Below are 21,567 nucleotides of genomic sequence, written 5' to 3'. Positions count from 1 at the left end.
GTCCGTTTCCTCGACCGTCCGGATTGTAATCCTCGTCCCACCGGGGGAGGCCGCGCGGCGTCGCCGCCGGCGGGGGGCAGGATGGTCCTCCGTGTCCACCGTCCGGCCCCGTGCCTCGCTGCTCCTGCTGGCCTACCTCGCCTTCGTCAGCCTCGGCCTGCCCGACGGCCTGATCGGGGTGGGCTGGCCCTCGATCCGGGCCGACTTCGGCGTGCCCACCGAGGCCGTCGGCCTCGTGCTCACCGCGGGCACCGCCGGCTACCTGACCTCCAGCGTGCTGGCCGGCTTCACGCTGGCCCGCCTCGGCGTCGGCTGGCTGCTCGCCGGCAGCACGCTGCTGGCCAGCCTCGCGCTCACCGGTTACGCGCTGACCCCGGGGCTCGCGCTGATGGTGGGCTGCGCGCTGGTGCTCGGCCTGGGCTCCGGCGCGATCGACTCCGGCCTGAACGCGTACGCGGCCGGCGCCTTCGGCCCCCGCCACATGAACTGGATGCACGCGTTCTTCGGCCTCGGCGTGGCGCTCGGCCCGTTGATCATGACCGGTGCGCTCAGTGCCGGGCTCTCCTGGCGCTGGGGCTACGGCCTGGTGGCGGGGGCCCAGCTCGCGCTGGCCGCCGCGTTCGCGCTGACCGTCCGCGCGTGGCGGGACCGCGCCCCGGCCCGCGAGCCCGCCGGGTCCGCCGACGGGGAGGCGGCTGGCGCCCCGCCGGCCGTCACGCGGGTACGCGAGACGCTGCGCCTGCCGGCGGTCTGGCTCGGCGCGTCGGCCTTCGCCGTCTACGTGGCCATCGAGGTGGCCGCCGGCCTCTGGGCGTTCCTGCTGCTGACCGAGGGACGGGGCCTCGGCGCGGCCGTCGCGGGCGTCTGCGTGTCTGGCTACTGGGGGAGCCTGTTCGTCGGACGCGTGGTGCAGGGCGTGGTGGCCGAACGGCTGGGCGCGGCGGTGGTGCTGCGGGGCAGCCTGGTCGGGATGGCGGTCGGCGCGGTCCTGATCGCGCTGCCCGCACCGGCCTGGGTCGCCGTGGCCGGGCTGTTCGTCGTCGGGTTCGCCGCCGCCCCGGTCTTCCCGCTGCTCACCCTCACCACCGCCGAGCGGGTCGGTGCGGCGCACGCGGACCGGACCATCGGGCTCCAGATCGCCGCGGCCGGGCTGGGCGGCGCGCTGGTGCCTGCCGGCATCGGGGTGCTGCTGGGCAACACCTCGGTCGAGCTGCTCGGGCCGGCGCTCGTCGTGCTCGCGCTGGGCCTGATCGCCCTGCACGCGGCCAGCACCCGGCGGCCGGCCCCGACGCCCCGCTGAGCGGCCCGGCACGTCGTCGCGACGGGCCGGCTTCTCAGTGCCCGGGCTGCCGCCGGGCGGCCCGGACCCGTGGCGTCGAGCGGCGGCGGGCGGACCCCGGTCGGGCCGCCCGCCGCGACGTGCGGTTCACATGTTGTCCGGTCCGGTCCGGCCGGTCGTCGACGGCCGGTACGCGCGGTCCGGGTCGGTCGGCTCCCGGCCCGCACCGGCGGCCTGTCCGCCCCGGTCCACCGCCTCCGGGCCGTGCCCGAAGGCCGCCTCCTCGCCGGCGTCGTTCCCCGTCACGTCGTCGGCCTGGCCGTCCAGGGTCGACCGCGCCACGGCCCGGTCCAGTTCCCGCAGAGGGGTCCGTTCCTCGTCCCGCCACACCTTGTCGTCGTCCGTCATACCTGTCGCGGTACCCCGGCCCGGTGCCCGCAAACGACGATGGCCGCCGGGGCGACCGGCGGCCATCGGACGTTCGCGCCCGGGGGGCGGGGGATCAGGGCTGCGGGCGGTCGACCTTGCCGCGCCAGGCGCCGGTCTCCTGACCGCGCCGCTCGATGAACTGCTTGAACCGCTCCAGGTCGCCCTTGGCGCGCCGGTCGACGATGCCGAGCTTGTCGCCGGCCTGCTCGACCACGCCGTGCGGTTCGAACTCGAGCTGGAGCGTGACCCGGGTGGTGTCCGGGTCCAGCCGGTGGAAGGTCACCACGCCGGCCTGCTGGGTGCCGCCCGTGGAGCGCCAGGCGACCCGCTCGTCCGGGAGCTGCTCGGTGATCTCGGCGTCGAACTCGCGCTTCACCCCGGCGATCTCGACCGTCCAGTGGGTCATCGTGTCCGTCAGCTGCCGGACCTCCTGGACCCCCTCCATGAAGTGCGGGAAGTCCTCGAACTGGGTCCATTGGTCGTACGCGGTGCGCACCGGGACGGAGACGTCCACGTGTTCGGTAACGCCACTCATAAGGCATCCTCCTTCGTCCGCCGGTGACGGGCCGGATCGTGCGGGGATCCGGTCACCAGCGCGTCGTCTCGTTCTTGTGGCCGAGCGCCGCCCACACCTCGGAGATCGTCTGGTATCGGGTGCCATCGGGCAGCCGCTCCAGTTCGGCGACGATGTCCGCCGGTGCCTCGTTGTCCCGCGCGTTGGCGATCAGCGTCTCCCGGTCACCGGGCAGGGCGGCCATCGTGATGAACCGGCCGAGCCGGCTGCGTCGCTCGACGTCCTCGGAGCTCATCCCCTTGGGCGCGCCCGTACGCAGTTCGCCGGCCGGGGCCGTGGTCGGCTCCGGCTGGTCCTCGCCCGCCGGCTCCGGCACACGGGACTCGTCGACCCGCGAGCCGCCGGTCCCCGGCCCCTGCACGAGGCCGCTGACTTCCCGGCTCATCTGCTCGTCGACCCTCGGTCCGTGCTTGCTGCTGCCACGTTCCATGCCTTCTGCGCTACCCGGTGGCACCGGCGGTAAACGGGCGGGCCGGCGGCGTGACCGGTAAACCCGTGCGGGTCACGTGGTGGCCGGCGTCTTCGGGGGCAGGACCGGCTCGTCGGCGTCCGGTTCGCCGGCCTGGAGCACCCGGCCGCGCTGGAGCTCCGCGTTGATCTGCACGCCGAGCATCAGGGCCGAGTTGGACAGGTAGAGCCAGACCAGGAACGCGATCACCGCCCCGAGGCTGCCGTAGGTGGCGTCGTACGAGCCGAAGTTGGCCACGTAGAGGCCGAAGCCGAAGGAGGCGAGGGCCCAGGCGAGCAGGGCGACCGCGCCGCCCGGGGTGAGCCAGCGGAACCGCGGCTGCCGGACGTTCGGCGCGATCCAGAACAGCAGGCTCAGCAGCACCATCATGATCAGCGCGAGCAGGGGCCACTTGGCGACGCTCCACACCGTACGCGCCAGCCCGCCGGCGTTGACCAGGTCGCCCACCGCGTCGGTGACCGGCCCGCTGACGATCAGCCCGGTGGCGACGACCGCCAGCAGCACCAGCGAGATCGCCGCCAGGCCGATCTGCATGGGCCGCAGCTTCCAGACCGGCCGACCCTCCTCGACCCCGTAGACGGCGTTGGAGGCCCGGGTGAACGCCCCGATGAAGCCGGAGGCCGACCAGAGCGCACCAAGCAGACCGAAGCTCAGCAGCACGCTGGCCGAGTCGTTCTGGTCGACCACGCCCCGGACCACGCCGACGAAGCCCTCGTTGGCCACCACCGAGCCGGCGCCCATGTCCCGGGCCAGGTCCAGCACGGTGTCGACGGTCTGCTCGCCGTTGGACACCAGCCCGACCAGGGCGACCACCACGATCGTGGACGGGAAGAGCGCGAGCACCCCGTAGTAGGTCAGCGCGGCGGCCCAGTCCGCGCAGTTGTCCTTGACGAAGTTGCGCACGCTGCGCACCAGCACCCCGCGCCAGGTCGGCCAGCTCAGCTGCCGTACCCGGCGGGGGATCCGCGGTCGCCGCTGCCCGGTGGGCACCGCGCCGGGTTCCGTCGTCGTCATGCCCGCTCCCTGTGCCCCGGCCTCCGGATGACCCGGTGCATCCGGATGACCCGGTGCATCCGGATTCGCCTGGCCCGCCGGTACCCCTGGCCGGAAATCGACAAACCCGACCTCCCGGTTTGCCGACCGGAGGCGGGGGAACGGTCAAGGGGAACCCATCGACGCGGAGGAGGACGAGATGCCCGGGCGCGAGGTACTGCCCAGCACGCTGCGACGCTCCCCCAAGAAGGCGCAGCGCACCTGGGAGAAGACGCACGACTCGGCCGTGGAGACGTACGGCGAGGGGGAGCGGGCGCACCGCACCGCCTTCGCCGCCGTCAAGCACGAGTTCGAGAAGGTGGGCGACCACTGGGAGCCCAAGGGCCGCAAGGGGCCGAGCGACCGCCAGGCGGCCGGCGGCGGGCCGGAACGCCGGGCGCCGACGGCCGGCGGGGTGGACGCCAACGCCACCAAGGACCACCTGATGAAGGTGGCCCGCAAGCTGGACGTGCCCGGTCGTTCGACCATGACGAAGCCGGAACTGGTCAAGGCCATCGAGAAGGCGAACAACCGCCAGACCGCCAAGGCCCGAGGCCGCTGAGGCCACCATCGGGTACGCGACGCGGAGGCTGTCCGCACGGCGGACAGCCTCCGCGCGTGCGTCACCAGTGGCCGCCGCCGGGCGCCTCGATGTGCACCGCCTTCGTGGCGGTGAACTCGTCCAGCAGCTCCGGTCCGTAGCCGAAGCCGTGCCCGCTGCCCCGGCGCGGGTGTGCGGCACCGCCGGGCGCCCCGCCGAACACCGCGTTGACCTTCACGGTGCCCACCGGCAGTTCCCGCCAGGCGCGCTGGGCGTGGCTCATCGATCCGGTCAGCACCGTCGCGGCCAGCCCGTACGGGGAGTCCGCGGCGCACCGCAGCGCCTCCGAGAACGAGTCGACGGCGACGATCGCGGCGACCGGCCCGAACGTCTCCTCGCGTACCACCGTCATGTCGTGCCGGCAGTCGGTCAGCACGGTCGCCGGGTAGAACGCCCCCGGTCCGTCGGGCAGCGTGCCGCCGGTGCGGATCCGCGCGCCCTCGGCCACCGCCGCGGTCACCTGCCCGTGCACGTGGTCGCGGTGCCGCCGGTCCACCAGCGGCCCCAGCTCGGTACGCGGGTCGCCGCCCGGACCCGTCCGCAACTGCGTGGCGCGCTCCACCAGCGCCTGGGCGAAGTCCTCCGCGACGTCCCGGTGCACGTAGATCCGCTCCACCGCGACGCAGATCTGCCCCGCGTTGGCGAACGCGCCGAGAGCCGCCTGCCCGGCCGCCCACACCGGGTCGACGTCGCCGTCCACGACGAGCGGGTCGCTGCCGCCGTTCTCCAGCAGCACCTTCGCCCCGGTCCGCGCCGCCGCGGCCGCGATGGCCCGCCCGGTGGCGGTGGAGCCGACGTGGGCGACGACGTCCACCTCCTGCGCGGCCAGCGCGGCGCCGACCTCCGGGCCTCCGGTCAGCAGCGACAGCACCCCGGGCGGCAGCGCGGAGTCGAGCGCCTTGGCCAGCAGCCAGCCGGTCGCCGGAGCGCGCTCGCTCGGCTTGTGCAGCACCACGTTGCCGGTGACCAGGGCCGCGCCGAGCAGCCCGCAGGACACCGCAACCGGGTCGTTCCAGGGGGTGATCGCGGCGACCACCCCGCGCGGCTGCGGCGTCATGAAGTCGAGGGCGTGGGTGGCGCCGTGCAGGGTCCGCCCGCCGCGCACGGGGGCGAGTTCCGCGTACTGTCGCAGCGTGCCGATCCCCGCCTCCACACCGCCCCGGGCGTCCGCCAGGGGTTTGCCCATCTCGGCGGTCGTCGCCCGGGCCAGGTCGTCGGCCGCCGCCGCCACGGCGTCCGCCGCCCGGTGCAGCGCCGCCGCCCGTTCCGCGGGGGCGGTCGCCGCCCACTCCGTGGCGACGCCGCGCGTCGCCTCCACCGCCTTGCCGACCTCGTCGGCCGTCGCCGCTGGCGCCGAGCTGACCGGGGAGCCGTCGGCCGGATCGTGTACGACCAACTCGCCACCCGCGCCGCCCGCGCCCCACACTCCGCCTATGAGCTGCGCAACCGTGTACATGGCAGTGCATGCCCCGGCCCCGGCGCGGCAAACGCGTTTCGCCCGGTTGCTGGCCGGGTAGGCGGATCGGATGAGTTCGCCCGGCGCGGAGAGCGCGGACGCCGTCATCGTGGGAGCAGGCCACAACGGCCTGGTCGCCGCCAATCTCCTGGCCGACGCCGGCTGGGACGTGCTGGTGCTGGAGGCCACGGCCACGCCGGGCGGGGCGGTGCGCTCCGCCGAGGTGACGGCCCCCGGCTACCTGAGCGACCTCTACAGCTCCTTCTATCCCCTCGGCTACGCGTCGCCGGTGCTGCGCGGGTTGGGGCTCGAACGGTACGGGCTGCGCTGGCGGCACTCCCCGGACGTGCTGGCCCACCTGATGCCCGACGGCCGGGCGGCGGTGCTCAACCGCGACCCGGAGGCCACCGCGGCCTCGCTGGAGGCGTTCGCGCCGGGCGACGGCAAGCGCTGGCTGCACGCGTACGACGACTGGCGCCAGGTGGCCGAGCCGATGCTGGAGACCATCACCACGCCGTTCCCGCCGGTGCGCGGGGGCCTGACCCTGCTGCGCCGCCTGCGGGTGTCGGGGGCGTTGCGGCTGGCCCGGCGGCTGGTGGTGCCGGTACGCAAGCTCGGCGACGAACTCTTCGAGGGCGAGGGAGGCCCGGTGCTGCTGGCCGGCTGCGCCCTGCACACCGACCTGTCGCCCGAGGAGGCCGGTTCGGGCGTGTACGGCTGGCTGCTCGCCATGCTCGGCCAGCAGGTCGGCTGGCCGGTGCCCGACGGCGGCGCACAGAAGATTACCGACGCGCTGGTGGCCCGGCTGACCGAGCGCGGCGGCCGGATCCTCTACGGCGCCACAGTCGACCGGGTGCTGACCGCGCGCGGCCGGGCGATGGGCGTGCGTACCGTCGGCGGCGCCCTCTGGCGGGCCCGCCGCGCGGTGCTCGCCGACGTCCCCGCGCCCGCCCTCTACCTGGACCTGGTCGGCGCGGCGGTGCTGCCGCCCCGGCTGGTGGAGGATCTGGCGCACTTCCGCTGGGACGGCTCGACGCTCAAGGTGGACTGGGCGCTGTCGGCCCCCGTGCCATGGACCAACCGGGCGGTCGCCACCGCCGGCACCGTGCACCTGGGCGCGGACCTGGACGGCCTCACCAGCTACGCCGCCGCGCTGGCCCGTAAGGAGATCCCCCGCGACCCGTTCCTGCTGCTGGGGCAGATGTCGGTGGCCGACCCGAGCCACTCGCCGCCGGGCACCGAGTCGCTCTGGTCGTACACCCACCTGCCGTTCCGCCGGCAGTGGCGGGCCGAGGAGATCGCCGCGCACGTCGAGCGGATGGAGCAGGTGCTGGAGGAGGCCGCGCCGGGCTTCCGCAGCCTGATCGTGGGACGGCACGTGGCCGGGCCGGCCGACCTGGAGGCGGGCGACCCGAGCCTCGTCGGCGGCGCGCTCGGCGGCGGCACCGCCGCCGCGTACCAGCAGCTGTTCCTGCGCCCGATCCCCGGCCTGGGCCGCGCGGACACCCCGGTCGACCGGCTGTTCCTGGCCAGCGCGTCGGCGCACCCGGGCGGCGGGGTGCACGGCGCGCCCGGCGCGAACGCCGCCCGCGCCGCCCTGGCCCGCGACCGCGCCCTCACCGGCCCGCTGTACGCGGCCGGGATCGACGCCGCGCACCGCGCGGTCTACCGCTGACCGCCAGCACGGCGAGGCCGGCGAGGACGGCCAGCTTGCGCCGGTCGCGGACGCCGGCCAGCCGGACGCCGGATGGCGGACGGCCGTGGTGCTGCCTGCGGGGCACCGGACGGGCGCGTGCCCGCCTGCGGATGCGTGGGGCGAGGCTGTTCACTCACAGTGAGGTGAATGCTGGCCGCGTGGGTCGCTCCCCGCGCCCTTTGCTCTGCAGCCATATACGCAACGGTTGCTCCGGGTAACGGCCGGCGGGCTGACCCGCCGCACCGTCGCCGGGCCAGCCGCAGGTCAGTGGCGTGGTGCGTCCGTGGCTGCAGAGCAAAGGGCGGAGAGCGGCAATCCGAAGGGCAGGACCATCGGTCACAGGCGGTGAGGGTTACGCTTCGCAATCGCGTGCCGGGTGATCACACGTCCCGTGCGGCGGAGCGGCCCAATCTCAAGGTCCTTCACTCGACCCGACGCTCCGCCCGGCCGCCGCTCCCGCCCGGCCGCCGCTCCCGCCCGGCCGCCGCTCCCGCTCGGCCGCGCCCGCCGCCGCTCCCGCTCGGCCGCGTCCCCGCCCAGCGGCTGCTCGGCCGCCGCCCCGGCTCGGCTCGCTGAACTGGACCGGGGCAGGCAACGCAGGGCGTGGGCGGGGGTGAGGGATCGGGCCGGGTCAGCGCTCGATGTTGCGGTGCTTGCTGCGCAGCTTGAACGGCATCAGCGCGCTCTCGATCTTGGTCGCGGTGGTCATCTTGGACGCGCCGTCGCGCCGCTCCTCGAAGCGGATCGGCACCTCCAGGATGGTGTGCCCCAGCTTGGTGGCCAGGTAGTGCATCTCCACCTGGAAGCTGTAGCCGTTGGACTGCACCCGCTCCAGGCCGATGTCGCGCAGCGCGTCCGCCCGCCAGATCTTGAAGCCGGCGGTGAGGTCGCGGATCCGGACCCGCAGCAGCGTGTGCACGTAGAGGTTGGCCCAGCCGCTGAGCGCCCGCCGGTAGAGCGGCCAGTTCTCGTCCAGCTCGCCGCCCGGCACGTACCGGGAGCCGATCACCACGCCCGCCTGGGTGGAGAGCAGCGCGCCGAGCATCCCCGGCAGCGCCTCCGGCGGGTGCGACAGGTCGGCGTCCATCTGCGCCACGTACTCCGCGCCGCCGTCGAGGGCGCGCCCGATGCCGTCCACGTAGGCCCGCCCGAGGCCCTCCTTGCCGGCCCGGTGCACGACCTCGACCCGCTCGGGGTGCTCGATGGCCAGCTTGTCCGCCACCTCACCCGTGCCGTCCGGCGAGTTGTCGTCGGCGACCAGGATCTTCAGGCCCGGCAGCGGCAGGGCCAGCAGCCGCTCGACCAGCACCGGGAGGTTGCCCGCCTCGTTGTAGGTGGGAACCACGACGGTCAGGCGTGCGTCCCGCCACGGCACGGGCAACTGCACGGGTTCGATCATGTCGGACATCCTCGGTCGGCGGACAGGGCTCCCTGAGAGCGTAGCCAGTTGCCACATCCGGGTCGAAAAGGCCACCCCTACCGCCCCGTCTTCCGCCCCGACGAGGCGCGGATACCGGGTCAGCGCAGGCGGCGGCCCAGCGCGGTGAGGGCCACCGCCAGCCCGGCCAGGGCGACGCCGGAGACGGCCGGCTTGTGCGTACCGATCCACAGGGCGGCCGAGTGGCCATGGGCCCGGGCGGTGAACACGCCCTCCGCGCCCCGGTCGCGTTCGTCGTCCCCGGGACGCTCCAGGTTGTCCCGCCAGGTGGCCGGGTCGATCGGGGTATCGGTCTGCTGGCTGTCGTAGCCGTCGCGTGCCAGCTTCCGGTCGAGCAGACCGGGCGCGACGATGTCGCCGAGCCGGGCGCGCCAGGTCGGTCCGCCCACGTTCAGCTCGCGCGGCCCGTGGTCGGCCGCCCAGACGATCGCCCTCGCGGCGACCTCGGGTGCGAAGATCGGCGGTACGGGCTGGGGATGCCGGGGCAGCCGCGTGCGTACCCAGGAAAACTGCGGGGTGTTGATGGCCGGCAGCTGCACCATCGACAGCTTCACGCCCGGGCAGTCGTGCAGCAGCTCCGCCCGTAGCGAGTCGTTGAAGCCCTGGACGGCGTGCTTGCTCGCGCAGTACGCCGACTGCAACGGGATCCCGCGGTAGGCCAGCGCGGAGCCGACCTGCACGATCGCGCCCCGGCCACGGGCCCGCATGTGCCGCAGTGCCGCGAGGGTGCCGTGCACGGTGCCGAGGTAGTTGACCTCGGTGACCCGCCGGAACTCGGTGGCCGGGATCTCCCAGGCCGGGGCGAAGACCGAGACCATCGCGTTGTTCACCCACACGTCGATGCCGCCGAAGCGGTCCACCACGTCGTCGGCGGCCTGCTGCACCGCCCCCGCGTCGGCCACGTCCACCCGGTAGGTGCGCACCTCCGAGGCGCCCCGCTCGCGACAGTCGCGCTCCGCGGCGGCCAGTCCGGCCTCGCCGCGGGCGAGCAGCGCGAGCCGGGCGCCGCGCTCGGCGTACCGTTGGGCGACCGCCCGTCCCACGCCGGCGCTCGCCCCGGTGACCACCACGGTCTGCGTCATCGGTCCGCCTTCTGTCGCACGGCGATGTCGGCCAGCCGGGTCAGGGTCTCCTTGTTGCGCTGGTGCAGCACCAGGTCGTTGACCTTGTTGCGCACCCAGCGCAGCGGGCCGGCGGCGAAGTCCTCGCCGATGCGCACGCGGGTCGCGCCCGCGCCGACCGCTTCGAGGGTGAACACCACGATGGCCTCCCCGGCGGGCCAGAGGCCGGCGCGGATGACCAACCGGCGCGGCGGCTCGCAGGTCAGCACCGTCGAGGAGTCCTGCAGGGAGAACGGCCACGGTCCGGCCTTGTGGTGCAACTGGCTGCCCACCCGGGGCCAGGCGTCGTCCACGTCGCGGACGTGCACCGTGCCGACCACCCAGTCGCTGTACGTCCACCCGTCCGCCAGCACCGCCCAGACCTGCTCCGGGGAAGCTTCGATCACTTTCTCCACAATCGCCACTGCGCTCCCATACCCCGGGTGTGGGCGGGGCTAACGGTGCCGACGGGTTAGCTTCTCCCGGGCGACGGGTAACGGCACCTGCGGGCCGGCGTGTCGACGCCGCCGGCGCCCGACGCGGCGGGCGCGTTCAAGACGACGTTTACTCCCCGGGGCGCCGGGAACCCGCCGGCTGTGCGACAGGACCAGGTAGAGCCGGATCAGCGCAGGTCAGCCCGGGTTTTTGCCGGCGCTGACGGGGCCGCGTCCGGGCCCGTCCTGTTCGACGCGGTGCTCCTGGACCGCGACGGCACGCTGATCGAGGACGTGCCGTACAACGGCGATCCCGAGAAGGTGCGGCCGGTGCCGGGGGCACGGGCCGCCCTGGACCGGTTGCGGGCGGCGGGCCTGCGGCTGGCGGTGGTGACGAACCAGTCCGGCCTGGCCCGCGGGTTGTTCACCGAAACGCAGATGCGGGCGGTGCACGCCCGGGTCGAGCGGCTGCTGGGGCCGTTCGACGCCTGGCTGGTGTGCCCGCACGACGACGGCGACGGATGCGGGTGCCGCAAGCCGGCGCCGGGGCTGGTGCACGCCGCGGCGCGGGAGCTGGGCACCGTGCCGTCGCGGTGCGTGCTGGTGGGGGACATCGGCCGGGACATGGTCGCGGCGTCGGCCGCGGGCGCGTCGGGGATCCTGGTGCCCACGCCGGTGACCCGCCCGCAGGAGGTGGCCGCCGCGCCGCAGGTCGCCCCCGACCTGCCGGCGGCGGTGGCGGAGATCCTGCGCCGCCAGGCGGCGGTCGGCCCGGCCACGGAGCGGGGCGCCGGTCGGGGGCGGGCGGGGACGGTGCTGGTGGTACGCGCCGACTCGGCGGGGGACGTGCTGGTGACCGGGCCGGCCATCCGCGCCGTCGCCGCCGCCGCCGAACGGGTGGTGCTGCTGTGCGGGCCCCGGGGACGCGCCGCGGCGGAACTCCTGCCCGGCGTCGACGAGATCGTCGAACACCGGCTGCCGTGGATCGACCCCGTGCCCGACCCCGTCGACCCCGCCGACATGCGTCAGCTCACCGACCGGCTGGCCGCCGTGAACGCCGACGAGGCGGTCGTCTTCACCAGCTTCCACCAGTCGCCCCTGCCCCTGGCCCTGCTGCTGCGCCTGGCCGGGGTCCGACGCGTGAGCGCCATCAGCGACGACTACCCGGGCAGCCTGCTCGACGTCCGGCACCGGGTGCCGGCCGGCGTACCCGAACCGGAGCGCGCGCTCTCGCTCGCCGCCGCCGCCGGCTTCACGCTCGCCGACCACGACGGACCCGCCCTGCGCCTGCGTCCGGCGCAGGCGCCGCCGCCGGAGGTCGGCGCGCCCGGCTACGTGGTGCTGCACCCCGGCTCGGCGGCGCAGGCCCGGGGCTGCCCGCCGGAGATGGCCGCGCGCATCGCCCGCGCCCTGACGGCCGCCGGCCACCGGGTGGTGGTCACCGGCGGCCCCGACGAGCAGGAGCTGACCGCGCGGGTGGCCGGCGACGTCGCCGTCGACCTGGGCGGGCGTACCTCCCTCGCCGGGCTGGCCGCGACGGTCGCCGGCGCCGGCGCGGTCGTGGTCGGCAACACCGGCCCCGCCCACCTCGCCGCCGCCCACGGGGTGCCGGTGGTCAGCCTCTTCGCCCCCACGGTCCCGTTCGGGCAGTGGGGGCCGTGGCGGGTGCCCACGGTGCGGCTCGGCGACGCGGAGGCCGCCTGCCGGGACACCCGCGCCGCGCGCTGCCCGGTGCCCGGACACCCCTGCCTCAGCGGCGTCGAACCCGGGCAGGTGCTCGACGGGTTGCGGCTGCTCGGGGTGACCCCACCGGTCCGGCCGGCACCGCCCGCCGCCGGCCGGGCAGGCGGCGTGCCGGCGGGGGCCCGCACCGGCGGGAGCGGCCGATGAACCTGCTCCTGTGGCACGTGCACGGCTCCTGGACCACGTCGTTCGTGCACGGCAAGCACCGGTACCTGGTGCCCGTCACCCCGGACCGGGGCCCCTACGGCCTCGGCCGCGCCCGCACCTACCCGTGGCCCGACACGGCCGTCGAGGTGACCCCCGAGCAGTTGCGCACCGCCGACGTGGACCTGGTCGTCCTGCAACGCCCTGAGGAGATCGACCTCGCCGAGCAGTGGCTCGGCCGGCGGCCCGGCCGCGACGTCCCGGCCGTCTACGTCGAGCACAACACGCCCAAGGACGGCGACGTGCCCAACAGCCGGCACCCCATGGCCGACCGCGACGACCTGCTCGTCGCCCACGTCACCGGGTTCAACGAGCTGTTCTGGGACACCGGCACCACCCGCACCACGGTGGTCGACCACGGCATCGTCACCCCCGCCGCCGAGTACACCGGCGAACTCGACCGGCTCGCGGTGGTGATCAACGAGCCGGTACGCCGCTGGCGGGTCACCGGCACCGACCTGCTGCCCCGCTTCGCCGAGATCGCCCCGCTGGACGTCTTCGGCATGAAGGTGGCCGGGCTGGCCGAGCACCTGGGCCTGCCGGCGGACCGGCTCGCCAGCCACGACGACGTCCCCCAGCACCGGATGCACGCCGAGCTGGGGCGGCGGCGGGCGTACCTGCACCTGTGCCGGTGGACCTCGCTGGGGCTGAGCCTGATCGAGGCGATGTCCATCGGGATGCCGGTGGTCGCGCTGGCCGCCACCGAGGCGGCGATGGCGGTGCCACCCGGGGCGGGAGCGCTGTCCACCCGGCTCGACACCCTGCTCGACGCCGCCCGCCGGTTCGTCGACGAACCGGCGGAGGCGCGCCGGGCGGGGGAACGGGCCCGCGTCGCCGCCCGGGACCGCTACGGCCTCGACCGTTTCCTCGCCGACTGGGACCGGCTGCTGGAGGAGGAAGTATGCGCATCGCGATGATCTCGGAGCACGCCAGCCCGCTCGCCATCCTGGGCGGCGAGGACGCCGGCGGTCAGAACACGCATGTCGCCGAGCTCTCCGCAGCCCTCGCGGCCGCCGGACACGACGTGCGGGTCTACACCCGCCGCGACGCGGTGGACCTGCCGGTCACGGTACGCAGCGCGGACGGCTACGACGTGGTGCACGTCCCGGCGGGGCCGGCCGAGCCGGTAGCCAAGGACGCCCTGCTGCCGCACATGAGGGAGTTCAGCCGCTGGCTGGTCGACCGGTGGCGGGGCGGCGACTGGATGCCCGAGGTGATCCACGCGCACTTCTGGATGAGCGGCCTCGCCGCGCTGGCCGCCAGCCGGCAGACCGGGGTGCCGGTCGTGCAGACGTACCACGCCCTGGGGGTGGTCAAGCGGCGGCACCAGGGCGTGCAGGACACCAGCCCGGCCCGCCGCATCGGCTTCGAGCGGGAGCTGGGCCGGGCCGTCGACCGGGTCATCGCCCAGTGCCGGGACGAGGTCGGCGAGCTGGTCCGGATGGGCGTGCCCCGGTCCCGGATGACGGTCGTGCCGTCCGGGGTCAACCTGGGCACCTTCGCCCCGCTCGGGCCCACCGCCGAGCGGGAGGACGGCCGGCCGCGGATCCTGACCGTCGGCCGGCTGGTCGAGCGAAAGGGCTTCCAGACCGTCGTCCGGGCGATGGCGTACGTGCCCGGGGCCGAGTGCGTGGTGGTCGGCGGCCCGCCCGCCGGCCTGCTGGAGACCGACCCGTACGCCCGCCGGCTGCGCGCCCTCGCGGTCAGCTGCGGGGTGGCCGACCGGGTGAAGCTGGTCGGCGCGGTGCCCCGCGAGGAGATGGGCCGCTGGTACCGCTCGGCCGACGTCCTGGTGGCCGCCCCCTGGTACGAGCCGTTCGGGCTCACCCCGCTGGAGGCGATGGCGTGCGGCGTGCCCGTGGTGGGCACCGCCGTCGGCGGGATCAAGGACACCGTGGTCGAAGGCGTCACCGGCGACCTCGTGCCGGCCCGGGACCCGCGTGCGCTGGGCGCCGCAATCCAGGGGCTGCTCGACGACCGGATCCGCCGCTTCGCGTACGCGACGGCGGCCCGGGAACGGGCCCGGCGACGGTACTCCTGGGCGGCCACCGCGGAGCGGCTGGTGGAGGTCTACGGCGACGTGGCGGCGGTCCGCCGGCCGACCCGGGTGGTGGCCTGATGGCGGCGCCCACGCCGCTGGACACGCACCTGACGAACCTGGCGGCGGCGCTGGTGCCCTTCCGGGCGCACGAGGCGCTGCTGGCCCGGTGGGGCGAGGCCCTCGCGCGTCGGCTGGTGGACGGCGGCCGGCTGCTGGTGGCCGGCAACGGCGGCAGCGCCGCCGAGGCCCAGCACCTCACCGCCGAACTCGTCGGGAAGCTCCACGACGACCGCCAGCCCCTGTCCGCCATCGCGCTGCACGCGGAGACCTCCGCGCTGACCGCCATCGGCAACGACTACGGCTACGACGAGGTCTTCGCCCGCCAGGTACGCGCCCACGGCCGCCACGGCGACGTCCTGTTGCTGCTGTCGACCAGCGGCACCAGCGCCAACCTGCTCGCCGCCGCCCGTGCCGGCCGCGACGGCGGACTCACCTGCTGGGCCCTGACCGGTCCCGCCCCCAACCCCCTGGCGGAGCTCTGCCACGACGTGCTCGCCGTCGGCTCGCCCGACAGCCAGGTCGTGCAGGAACTCCACCTCGTGACCAGCCACCTCCTCTGCGAGTACGTCGAGCGGGCGCTGCCCGCCGCGCCCGTACGGACCGGGGTCGAGGTGGTGCTCGACGGCGGTGCAGGTCAGCAGGTCCAGGCGTGATGAGGGGGGAAGCGTGAGGGGACCCGTCGTGGTGGTCGGTGACACCCTGCTGGACCGGGACGTCGAGGGGGTGGTGAACCGGCTCTGCCCGGACTCGCCCGTGCCGGTGCTGGACGAGACCGCGCACGTCGACCGGCCCGGTGGCGCCGGGCTGGCCGCGGTGTTCGCCGCCGCGCAGGGCGCCGAGGTGGTGCTGGTGACCGCGTTGGCGGACGACGCGGGGGGTGCCCGGCTCGCCTCGCTGCTCACCGACGCCGGCGTGCAGGTGTATCCCCTCGGGCTGCGTGGCGGCACGCCGGAGAAGGTCCGGCTGCGCGCCCGGGGCCGGGTGCTGCTGCGCCACGACCGGGGCGGCGCGGCCGCCACGCCGGGCGAGCCCTCCGAGGCGGTGCTGCGGGTGATCGCCCGGGCCTCCGCCGTGCTGGTCAGCGACTACGGCCGGGGCGTGGCCCGGCAGCCCGCGCTGCGGGCGGCCCTCGCCGCCACCCGGGCGCCGGTGGTCTGGGACCCGCACCCGCGGGGACCGGCGGCCGTCCCGGGGGTGCACCTGGTGACCCCCAACGAGTCCGAGGTGCGGGAGCTGGTCACCCTCGCGCCGGGGGCGACCCGGCTGGCGACGGCGGCGCGGGGCGCGCAGGGGCTGCGCCAGCGCTGGCGCGCCGGCGCGGTCGCGGTGACGCTGGGCGGGGACGGCGCGCTGCTCTGCCACGCCGGTGCGACCCCGATGGTGGTGCCCGCCCCGGCCACCGCCGAGGGGGACACCTGCGGGGCCGGTGACCGGTTCGCGGCCACCGCCGGCCTCGCGCTGGCCCGGGGGGCGCTGGTCTCCGAGGCGGTGCAGGAGGCGGTCGCCGAGGCGTCGGCGTACGTGGCCGGCGGGGGAGTGGCGACGGCGCTGCCGCGGCCGGTGCGTCCGCTGCCGCCGGCGGTCTCCGGCCCCGGCGGCGAGCGCGTCGGTGTGGCCGCGGCGGCCGGCGTGGTGTCGGCGGTACGCGCGTCCGGCGGGACGGTGGTGGCCACCGGCGGCTGCTTCGACCTGCTGCACGCCGGGCACGTGGCGACGTTGCAGGCCGCCCGGCAGCTCGGCGACTGCCTGGTGGTCTGCCTCAACTCCGACGCGAGCGTGACGGGGCTGAAGGGCGCGGACCGGCCGGTGATCCCGCAGTGCGACCGGGCCCGGCTGCTCGCGGCGCTGAGCTGCGTCGACGCGGTCATGATCTTCGACGAGGCCACCCCGCACGCGGCGCTGTCGTGGCTGCGGCCGGACATCTGGGTGAAGGGTGGCGACTACGCCGGCGACGGCGGCGAGCCCGCCCTGCCCGAGGCGGAGGTGCTGCGCCGCTGGGGCGGCAACGCCGTGGTGGTGCCGTATCTGGACGGTCGCTCCACGACCGGGCTGATCGCCGCCGCCCGGTCGACCGGCACCGCCGTCGCGGTCGGGCCGCCGCTCACCGACACCGTGCCGCCGGCCTGTACGCCGCCACCCGGCCCCGCCCCCGGTGGAGCCTCGGCGCCCACCGGCGGCGAGCGCCCACGGGCGCGCTCCGGCCGGCCCGTCGCGGGGCCGAGCACGGCGGAGGGCACCCGATGAGCGGCGGGTCGCCCGGCGCGGGGCGGACCGTGCTGGTCACCGGCGGTTCGAGCGGCCTGGGTGCCGCCGTGGTCGCGGCCGTGGCCCGGGCCGGCGGTCGACCGCTGGTGCTGGACCGGCAGGCGCCCGCCGACGGGGTGCCGTGGGTGGAGTGCGACCTGGCCGACACCCGCGCCGCCGAGGCCGCCACCCGGCAGCTCGCCGAGCGCTCGGGCGGGCTGGACGCGGTGGTCACCGCGGCGGGGATGGACGTGCCCGGGAAGCTGGCGGACGTGCCCGGCGAGACCTGGGACCGGATCGTGGCCGTGGACCTGCTCGCCACGGCGGCCGTGGTGCGGGCCGCCCTGCCCTTCCTGGAGACCTCCCGGGGAAGCATCGTCACCGTCGCCTCCACGCTGGGGGTGAAGGCCGTCGCCGACGCGACCGCGTACTGCGCCGCGAAGTTCGGGGTCGTCGGTTTCACCCGGGCCCTCGCCGCCGAACTCGCCGGCAGGGTCGGCGTCACGCTGCTCGTGCCGGGCGGCATGCGCACGGCCTTCTTCGACGACCGCGACGCCGCGTACCGACCCGGTCCCGACGCCGTCCTGAACGACCCCGCCGACACCGCCGCCGCCGTCATGTTCGCGCTGTCCCAACCCGCCGGCTGCGCCGTCCGCGAGATGGTCGTCTGCGCCGACCAGGAGACCTCCTACCCGTGATCCTCGCCCTGCGCGCCCTCGGCGTCGGCGACCTCGCCACCGCCGTGCCGGCCCTGCGTGCCCTGCGCGCCGCCCACCCCGACCGGGAGCTCGTCCTCGCGGCACCCGGCTGGCTGGCGCCGCTGGTCGACCTGGTGGGCGGCGTCGACCGGCTGGTGCCCACGGACGGGCTCGGTCGCCCCGACCCGGCCCTGCGGACGCCGCGCGTCGCCGTGAACCTGCACGGCCGGGGCCCCGAGTCGCACCGCATGCTCACCGCCACCCGCCCGGGTCGGCTGCTCGCCTACGCCAGCCCGGAGGCCGGCCACCACGACGGGCCCGGATGGCGCGACGACGAACACGAGGTCGACCGCTGGTGCCGGCTCCTCGGCTGGTACGGCATCCCCGCCGACCGCACCGACCTGGAGCTGCGGCGCCCGCCCCCCGGCGGCGCCCCCGGCGGCCTGACCGTGCTGCACCCCGGCTCCAAGATCCCCGCGAAGCGCTGGCCGTCCGGACGCTTCGCCGCGCTGGCCCGGGAACTGGCCGCCCGGGGGCACCGGGTGGTGCTCACCGGCAGCCCCGACGAGCGGGTCACGGCGCAGCGGATCGCGGACGCCGCGGGGCTGCCCGCCGACGCGGTGCTGGCCGGGCGGACGGACCTGGGCCGGCTGGCCGCGCTGGTGGCGTACGCCCGGCTGGTGGTCAGCGGGGACACGGGCGTGGCGCACCTCGCGACCGGCTACCGCACCCCGTCGGTGGTGCTCTTCGGCCCGGTCCCCCCGGCGCTGTGGGGTCCGCCGGCGGACCGGCCCCGGCACCGGGCGCTGTGGGCGGGCGCGGGGGATTGGCCCTGGTGGGACGGGGTAGGAAGCCATCCGACGTTGGCGGGCATCGGTGTCGACGACGTGGTGACCGCCGTGGACGAGGTGGAACGGGCGGTGCGTGGCTCCGGTGCGGTTGCGGCGTAGTGATCCGGGTGGGCCGGGGTACGGGCGACGCCGGCGCGGTCGGGGCTGGCTCTTCCTGGATCCGTCCGGGCAGCCGGTCCGCGACCCCGACCGGTTGGGCCGGCTGCGCGCGCTGGTGATCCCGCCGGCCTGGCGGGACGTGTGGATCTGTCCGTACGCGAACGGGCACATCCAGGCCACCGGCATCGACGCGGCCGGGCGCAAGCAGTACCTCTACCACCCGAAGTGGCGCCAGAAGCGCGACGAGGCGAAGTTCGACCACGTGCTGGAGGTGGCCCGCCGGCTGCCGGTGCTGCGCGAGCGGGTCGGGCGGGACCTGTCCGGCCGGGGGCTGCACCGCGACCGGGTGCTGGCGACGGTGACCCGGCTGCTGGACATGGGCATGTTCCGGGTCGGCAGCGACCAGTACGCGGCCGGCGACGACCCGACGTTCGGGGTGGCGACCCTGCGCCCCGAGCACGCCCGGTCCCGGGGTGGCTGTGTGGTGTTCGAGTTCCCCGCGAAGGGCGGCATCGAGCAGGTGCGTCGCATCGAGGACCCGGAGCTGTGCCGGGTGCTGGTCAACCTGCGCCGCCAGCGCCGGTCGGCCGACCGGCTGTTCGGCTACCGGGACGGCGGGGACTGGCGCGACGTACGCAGCGACGAGGTCAACGAGTACCTGCGGGACGCCAGCGGCGGGGAGATGACGGCGAAGGACTTCCGCACCTGGCACGCCACGGTGCTGGCGGCGACCGAACTGGCGACGGTGGGCCCGCCGCGCTCGGCGACCGCCCGCAAGCGGGCGGTCGCGGCGGTGATGCGCGACGTCGCGGAGCTGCTCGGCAACACCGCCACCGTGGCCCGCACGTCCTACGTCGACCCGCGCGTGGTCGACCTCTTCCATGACGGCGTGGTGGCCCCGGTGGAGCCCGCGACTCCCCGCGAGAAGGCCGAGCGGATCGTGCTCGAACTGCTGGAGGACGCCTGACGCGGCCCCGACGCCGATCCTGGGCGAGGGGCGCCGGGGCCGGGCCGGGTCACCGGGCGGCCGCCCGCCTCCCCCGTGGCGGCGGGCGGCACGCCACGGCCTTCGTCGGCGGTCCGATCCCGACCGGTGCCGTGGCGGGGAGGGATCGGCCGCCTCGGTGCCAGTCTGCCGCGACCGGGTTGACCGTGGATGCCGTGGAGTTGACTTCCCGTGCCGCTCATTCCGCCTGGCCGGCCCGCCAGGCCTGCGGCCCGACGCCGTGCGCCTTGCGGAAGACCCGGCTGAAGTGCGCCTTGTCGGGGAAGCCCCAGCGGGCCCCGATCGCCTGGATCGGCTGGCCGCGCAGGCCGGGGTCGGCGAGGTCGTGCCGGCACCGCGCCAGCCGCAGCTCGCGGATGTACGACGCGACCGTCGACTCCTCGGCCTCGAAGAGCCGGTGCAGCGTACGCAGCGAGACGTGGTGCGCGTCGGCCACCACCTGTGGGCTCAGCGTCGCGTCCCCGAGGTGCCGCTGGATGTACGCCCGTGCCTGGGCGACGAGGGCGCGCCGGCGGACCTCGGCCGGCACGGCGTCCTCGGCCACGAGATGCCGCCCGAGCATGGTGGACGCCAGGTCGAGCCCGACGGCGCCGAGCCGGGTGGCGTCGGCGGCGTGGTACTGCTCGGGGTGGTGGGCGATCTGGAGGAGGAACTGGGCCAGCAGCGCGCCGATCCCCTCGGTGCCCGACATCCGGCCGCCGAGCAGGGGCGCCAGCCGGTCCGGCGGCAGCGGCAACGCGGCGTGCGGGATGATCGCCACGACGGACCGGGCCGGCTCGCGGCCGTCGTCGTCGCCGACGTGCCGGACCCCGTGCGGCCGTGACCCGTCGTAGAAGATGAACTCCTGCGGCCCGAGGACGCTGCTCCGGCCCGCCTGGCTGGCCGCGCCGTCCCCGTCGACGGTGAGCGCCAGCGTGTAGATCTCCGGGGCCGACTCGCGCCCCAGCCGCGGCGTCCGGACGCCCTCCAGCGACGGGTACCGGTAGTTGACCACCTGGATCGGGCCGAGTTCGACGATCTCCGCCCGGGCGGTGAAGTCGTGCGCGTGCTCCGTGCGGATCCGCAGCGGCGAGGCCGTACGCGCCACGAGGTCGAGCCACATGTCGAAGCGCTCGGCCGCCGGCACCTGCTCGGTGTCGACGGTGGTCCGCCGAAGCATCCGCTCCCCCGTCCTCGCGCCGTTCCGGTGGCCATTGTCCATCGTGGGCGCCGGACCGCCCAGGGCGTTTCCGGTCGGCGCAGCCGGGGGCGACGGCCGGGGTCGGGTCAGTGCGTGGCCGTCCGGTCGCGGATCAGCGCCTCGACGCCGTCGAGGATCCGGTCGAGGCCGAACTGCCACTCCGTGTCGAACACCTCGTCCTGCTGTCCCTCGGCGCTCTCCGCCAGCAGCTCCCGGATCGCCGGATAGGCGCCGTGGCGGGTCAGCCGGGCGAGCTGGTGCCAGTACCGCGCCCCGGCGTCGTCGGGGTCGATCTGCTCGCGTGCCGCGGCCTCGTCGAGGTCGGCGGTGAGCGTGGCCCAGTTCCGGGCGTACCCGCTGACCAGCATGATCGTCGACAGCCGCTCGATGCCGCGCAGGCCGGTGCCGCGCAGGGCGGCCAGCCCCTGCTCCATCCAGCGCACCTGGTTGGGCCCCAACGGCGGGCCGCTGATCGGGATCTGCCGGATCCACGGGTGGCGGTGGATCGCCGTCACGTTGGCCAGCGCCCAGCGGGCGAGCGCCGGCCGCCAGCCCTCGTCCGGGCCGCGTGGCGCGGGCGGGTCCCCGTACGCGGCGTCGGCCATGAGGTCCAGCAGGTCGCTCTTGGCGGAGACGTAGCGGTAGAGCGACATGGTCGCCACGCCCAGCTCGCCGGCGACCCGGCTCATCGACACCGCCGCCAGCCCGTCGGCCTCGGCCACCCGGATGCCGGCGGCCACCACCTGCCCCATGGTGAGGCTGCGCCGGGGTCCCTTGCCGGGCCGTTCCCGCAGGCCCCAGGCGAGCTCGATGCTCTCCGGCAGCTCGACGTCGGCGTCGCTCATCCTCACCTCCCGGTACGCGGTGTTGACCGCCATCCTAGCTTCTGCGTATGGTGCACGCAGAACAGCGTATGGCGTACGCAGAAGATGG

The 21,567-nt window shown here is 75.7% G+C and carries 21 protein-coding genes; 11 read left to right on the top strand and 10 right to left on the bottom strand.

The genetic code is table 11. From position 1 onward, the window contains the following. The first annotated feature begins 91 nt into the window (after positions 1–91). Positions 92–1,300 (top strand): sugar MFS transporter, encoded by a 1,209-nt coding sequence (locus DER29_RS01030; RefSeq protein WP_121395473.1) that lies wholly within the window; start codon positions 92–94, stop codon positions 1,298–1,300. A 126-nt stretch (positions 1,301–1,426) separates the two neighbouring features. Here the strand turns inward: DER29_RS01030 and DER29_RS01025 are convergent, their stop codons facing one another. The 4 genes from DER29_RS01025 to DER29_RS01010 form a co-directional block, all read right to left on the bottom strand. Further along, positions 1,427–1,687 carry a hypothetical protein gene (locus DER29_RS01025; protein WP_121395471.1) on the bottom strand — a complete coding sequence of 87 codons (261 nt, stop codon included), beginning with the start codon at positions 1,685–1,687 and terminating at the stop codon, positions 1,427–1,429. A gap of 94 nt (positions 1,688–1,781) precedes the next feature. Further along, on the bottom strand, positions 1,782–2,243 hold the full coding sequence (locus DER29_RS01020) for an SRPBCC family protein (RefSeq protein WP_121395469.1): 462 nt from the start codon (positions 2,241–2,243) through the stop codon (positions 1,782–1,784). Between the two features lie 52 nt (positions 2,244–2,295). Further along, a complete protein-coding gene (locus tag DER29_RS01015) occupies positions 2,296–2,712 on the bottom strand; it encodes a DUF2795 domain-containing protein (RefSeq protein ID WP_121395467.1) in 417 nt (138 codons plus the stop codon). 72 nt (positions 2,713–2,784) lie between these two features. Further along, on the bottom strand, positions 2,785–3,765 hold the full coding sequence (locus DER29_RS01010; protein WP_121395465.1) for a YihY/virulence factor BrkB family protein: 981 nt from the start codon (positions 3,763–3,765) through the stop codon (positions 2,785–2,787). A gap of 178 nt (positions 3,766–3,943) precedes the next feature. On the opposite strand from DER29_RS01010, the gene DER29_RS01005 reads away from it, so the two are divergent. Then, complete coding sequence (locus tag DER29_RS01005) at positions 3,944–4,345, top strand: ChaB family protein (protein WP_089001082.1); 402 nt, start codon at positions 3,944–3,946, stop codon at positions 4,343–4,345. A gap of 61 nt (positions 4,346–4,406) precedes the next feature. Here the strand turns inward: DER29_RS01005 and DER29_RS01000 are convergent, their stop codons facing one another. Continuing rightward, positions 4,407–5,840, bottom strand: a complete 1,434-nt coding sequence (locus DER29_RS01000; protein ID WP_121395463.1) for an aldehyde dehydrogenase — start codon at positions 5,838–5,840, stop codon at positions 4,407–4,409. Between the two features lie 70 nt (positions 5,841–5,910). On the opposite strand from DER29_RS01000, the gene DER29_RS00995 reads away from it, so the two are divergent. Beyond that, positions 5,911–7,515, top strand: a complete 1,605-nt coding sequence (locus DER29_RS00995; protein WP_121395461.1) for an NAD(P)/FAD-dependent oxidoreductase — start codon at positions 5,911–5,913, stop codon at positions 7,513–7,515. Between the two features lie 652 nt (positions 7,516–8,167). Here DER29_RS00995 and DER29_RS00990 read toward each other — a convergent pair. The 3 genes from DER29_RS00990 to DER29_RS00980 form a co-directional block, all read right to left on the bottom strand. Next, complete coding sequence (locus DER29_RS00990; protein WP_121395459.1) at positions 8,168–8,935, bottom strand: polyprenol monophosphomannose synthase; 768 nt, start codon at positions 8,933–8,935, stop codon at positions 8,168–8,170. 119 nt (positions 8,936–9,054) lie between these two features. Beyond that, positions 9,055–10,056, bottom strand: coding sequence for an SDR family oxidoreductase (locus DER29_RS00985; protein ID WP_121395457.1), 1,002 nt, complete (start codon positions 10,054–10,056; stop codon positions 9,055–9,057). Next, a complete protein-coding gene (locus DER29_RS00980) occupies positions 10,053–10,481 on the bottom strand; it encodes an SRPBCC family protein (RefSeq protein WP_370040001.1) in 429 nt (142 codons plus the stop codon). Before DER29_RS00980 ends, DER29_RS00985 begins: the two co-directional genes overlap by 4 nt. Positions 10,482–10,766: 285 nt before the next feature. On the opposite strand from DER29_RS00980, the gene DER29_RS00975 reads away from it, so the two are divergent. Genes DER29_RS00975 through DER29_RS00940 form a run of 8 tightly spaced genes read left to right on the top strand, consistent with a single transcriptional unit; the run spans position 10,767 to position 19,415 of the window. Beyond that, positions 10,767–12,398 carry an HAD-IIIA family hydrolase gene (locus DER29_RS00975; protein ID WP_233599602.1) on the top strand — a complete coding sequence of 544 codons (1,632 nt, stop codon included), beginning with the start codon at positions 10,767–10,769 and terminating at the stop codon, positions 12,396–12,398. Beyond that, positions 12,395–13,372, top strand: coding sequence for a glycosyltransferase (locus tag DER29_RS00970; protein WP_121395452.1), 978 nt, complete (start codon positions 12,395–12,397; stop codon positions 13,370–13,372). Before DER29_RS00975 ends, DER29_RS00970 begins: the two co-directional genes overlap by 4 nt. After that, positions 13,357–14,574, top strand: coding sequence for a glycosyltransferase (locus DER29_RS00965; RefSeq protein ID WP_121395450.1), 1,218 nt, complete (start codon positions 13,357–13,359; stop codon positions 14,572–14,574). The genes DER29_RS00970 and DER29_RS00965 overlap by 16 nt, the downstream gene beginning before the upstream one ends. Continuing rightward, the gene (locus tag DER29_RS00960) at positions 14,571–15,209 is read left to right on the top strand and encodes an SIS domain-containing protein (protein WP_121398887.1); all 639 of its coding nucleotides are present in this window, start codon (positions 14,571–14,573) and stop codon (positions 15,207–15,209) included. Before DER29_RS00965 ends, DER29_RS00960 begins: the two co-directional genes overlap by 4 nt. 13 nt (positions 15,210–15,222) lie before the next feature. Next, entirely contained in the window at positions 15,223–16,800 is a 1,578-nt protein-coding gene (locus DER29_RS00955; RefSeq protein ID WP_121395449.1) for a PfkB family carbohydrate kinase, read from the top strand. Next, positions 16,797–17,498: an SDR family oxidoreductase gene (locus DER29_RS00950; protein ID WP_121395447.1), complete on the top strand. Its 702-nt coding sequence runs from the start codon at positions 16,797–16,799 to the stop codon at positions 17,496–17,498. Before DER29_RS00955 ends, DER29_RS00950 begins: the two co-directional genes overlap by 4 nt. Next, a complete protein-coding gene (locus tag DER29_RS00945) occupies positions 17,495–18,448 on the top strand; it encodes a glycosyltransferase family 9 protein (RefSeq protein ID WP_121395445.1) in 954 nt (317 codons plus the stop codon). The genes DER29_RS00950 and DER29_RS00945 overlap by 4 nt, the downstream gene beginning before the upstream one ends. Continuing rightward, positions 18,432–19,415 carry a DNA topoisomerase IB gene (locus DER29_RS00940; RefSeq protein ID WP_121398885.1) on the top strand — a complete coding sequence of 328 codons (984 nt, stop codon included), beginning with the start codon at positions 18,432–18,434 and terminating at the stop codon, positions 19,413–19,415. Before DER29_RS00945 ends, DER29_RS00940 begins: the two co-directional genes overlap by 17 nt. A 217-nt stretch (positions 19,416–19,632) precedes the next feature. On the opposite strand, the gene DER29_RS00935 is transcribed toward DER29_RS00940, so the two are convergent. Further along, positions 19,633–20,613 (bottom strand): helix-turn-helix domain-containing protein, encoded by a 981-nt coding sequence (locus DER29_RS00935; RefSeq protein ID WP_121395443.1) that lies wholly within the window; start codon positions 20,611–20,613, stop codon positions 19,633–19,635. Between the two features lie 107 nt (positions 20,614–20,720). Continuing rightward, positions 20,721–21,479: a TetR/AcrR family transcriptional regulator gene (locus DER29_RS00930; RefSeq protein WP_121398882.1), complete on the bottom strand. Its 759-nt coding sequence runs from the start codon at positions 21,477–21,479 to the stop codon at positions 20,721–20,723. Positions 21,480–21,567 lie beyond the last annotated feature (88 nt).

Source organism: Micromonospora sp. M71_S20, assembly GCF_003664255.1.
Taxonomy (GTDB): domain Bacteria; phylum Actinomycetota; class Actinomycetes; order Mycobacteriales; family Micromonosporaceae; genus Micromonospora.
Note: the sequence above shows the minus strand (reverse complement) of the source record. Positions and strands in the feature narration are given on the sequence as shown.

Excerpts from the sequence above, each read along its gene's own strand:
- DER29_RS01025 (WP_121395471.1), bottom strand. The coding sequence starts at position 1,687 with ATGACGGACGACGACAAGGTGTGGCGGGACGAGGAACGGACCCCTCTG.
- DER29_RS01020 (WP_121395469.1), bottom strand. The coding sequence starts at position 2,243 with ATGAGTGGCGTTACCGAACACGTGGACGTCTCCGTCCCGGTGCGCACC.
- DER29_RS01015 (WP_121395467.1), bottom strand. The coding sequence starts at position 2,712 with ATGGAACGTGGCAGCAGCAAGCACGGACCGAGGGTCGACGAGCAGATG.
- DER29_RS01010 (WP_121395465.1), bottom strand. The coding sequence starts at position 3,765 with ATGACGACGACGGAACCCGGCGCGGTGCCCACCGGGCAGCGGCGACCG.
- DER29_RS01005 (WP_089001082.1), top strand. The coding sequence starts at position 3,944 with ATGCCCGGGCGCGAGGTACTGCCCAGCACGCTGCGACGCTCCCCCAAG.
- DER29_RS01000 (WP_121395463.1), bottom strand. The coding sequence starts at position 5,840 with ATGTACACGGTTGCGCAGCTCATAGGCGGAGTGTGGGGCGCGGGCGGC.
- DER29_RS00995 (WP_121395461.1), top strand. The coding sequence starts at position 5,911 with ATGAGTTCGCCCGGCGCGGAGAGCGCGGACGCCGTCATCGTGGGAGCA.
- DER29_RS00990 (WP_121395459.1), bottom strand. The coding sequence starts at position 8,935 with ATGATCGAACCCGTGCAGTTGCCCGTGCCGTGGCGGGACGCACGCCTG.
- DER29_RS00985 (WP_121395457.1), bottom strand. The coding sequence starts at position 10,056 with ATGACGCAGACCGTGGTGGTCACCGGGGCGAGCGCCGGCGTGGGACGG.
- DER29_RS00970 (WP_121395452.1), top strand. The coding sequence starts at position 12,395 with ATGAACCTGCTCCTGTGGCACGTGCACGGCTCCTGGACCACGTCGTTC.
- DER29_RS00965 (WP_121395450.1), top strand. The coding sequence starts at position 13,357 with ATGCGCATCGCGATGATCTCGGAGCACGCCAGCCCGCTCGCCATCCTG.
- DER29_RS00950 (WP_121395447.1), top strand. The coding sequence starts at position 16,797 with ATGAGCGGCGGGTCGCCCGGCGCGGGGCGGACCGTGCTGGTCACCGGC.
- DER29_RS00935 (WP_121395443.1), bottom strand. The coding sequence starts at position 20,613 with ATGCTTCGGCGGACCACCGTCGACACCGAGCAGGTGCCGGCGGCCGAG.
- DER29_RS00930 (WP_121398882.1), bottom strand. The coding sequence starts at position 21,479 with ATGAGCGACGCCGACGTCGAGCTGCCGGAGAGCATCGAGCTCGCCTGG.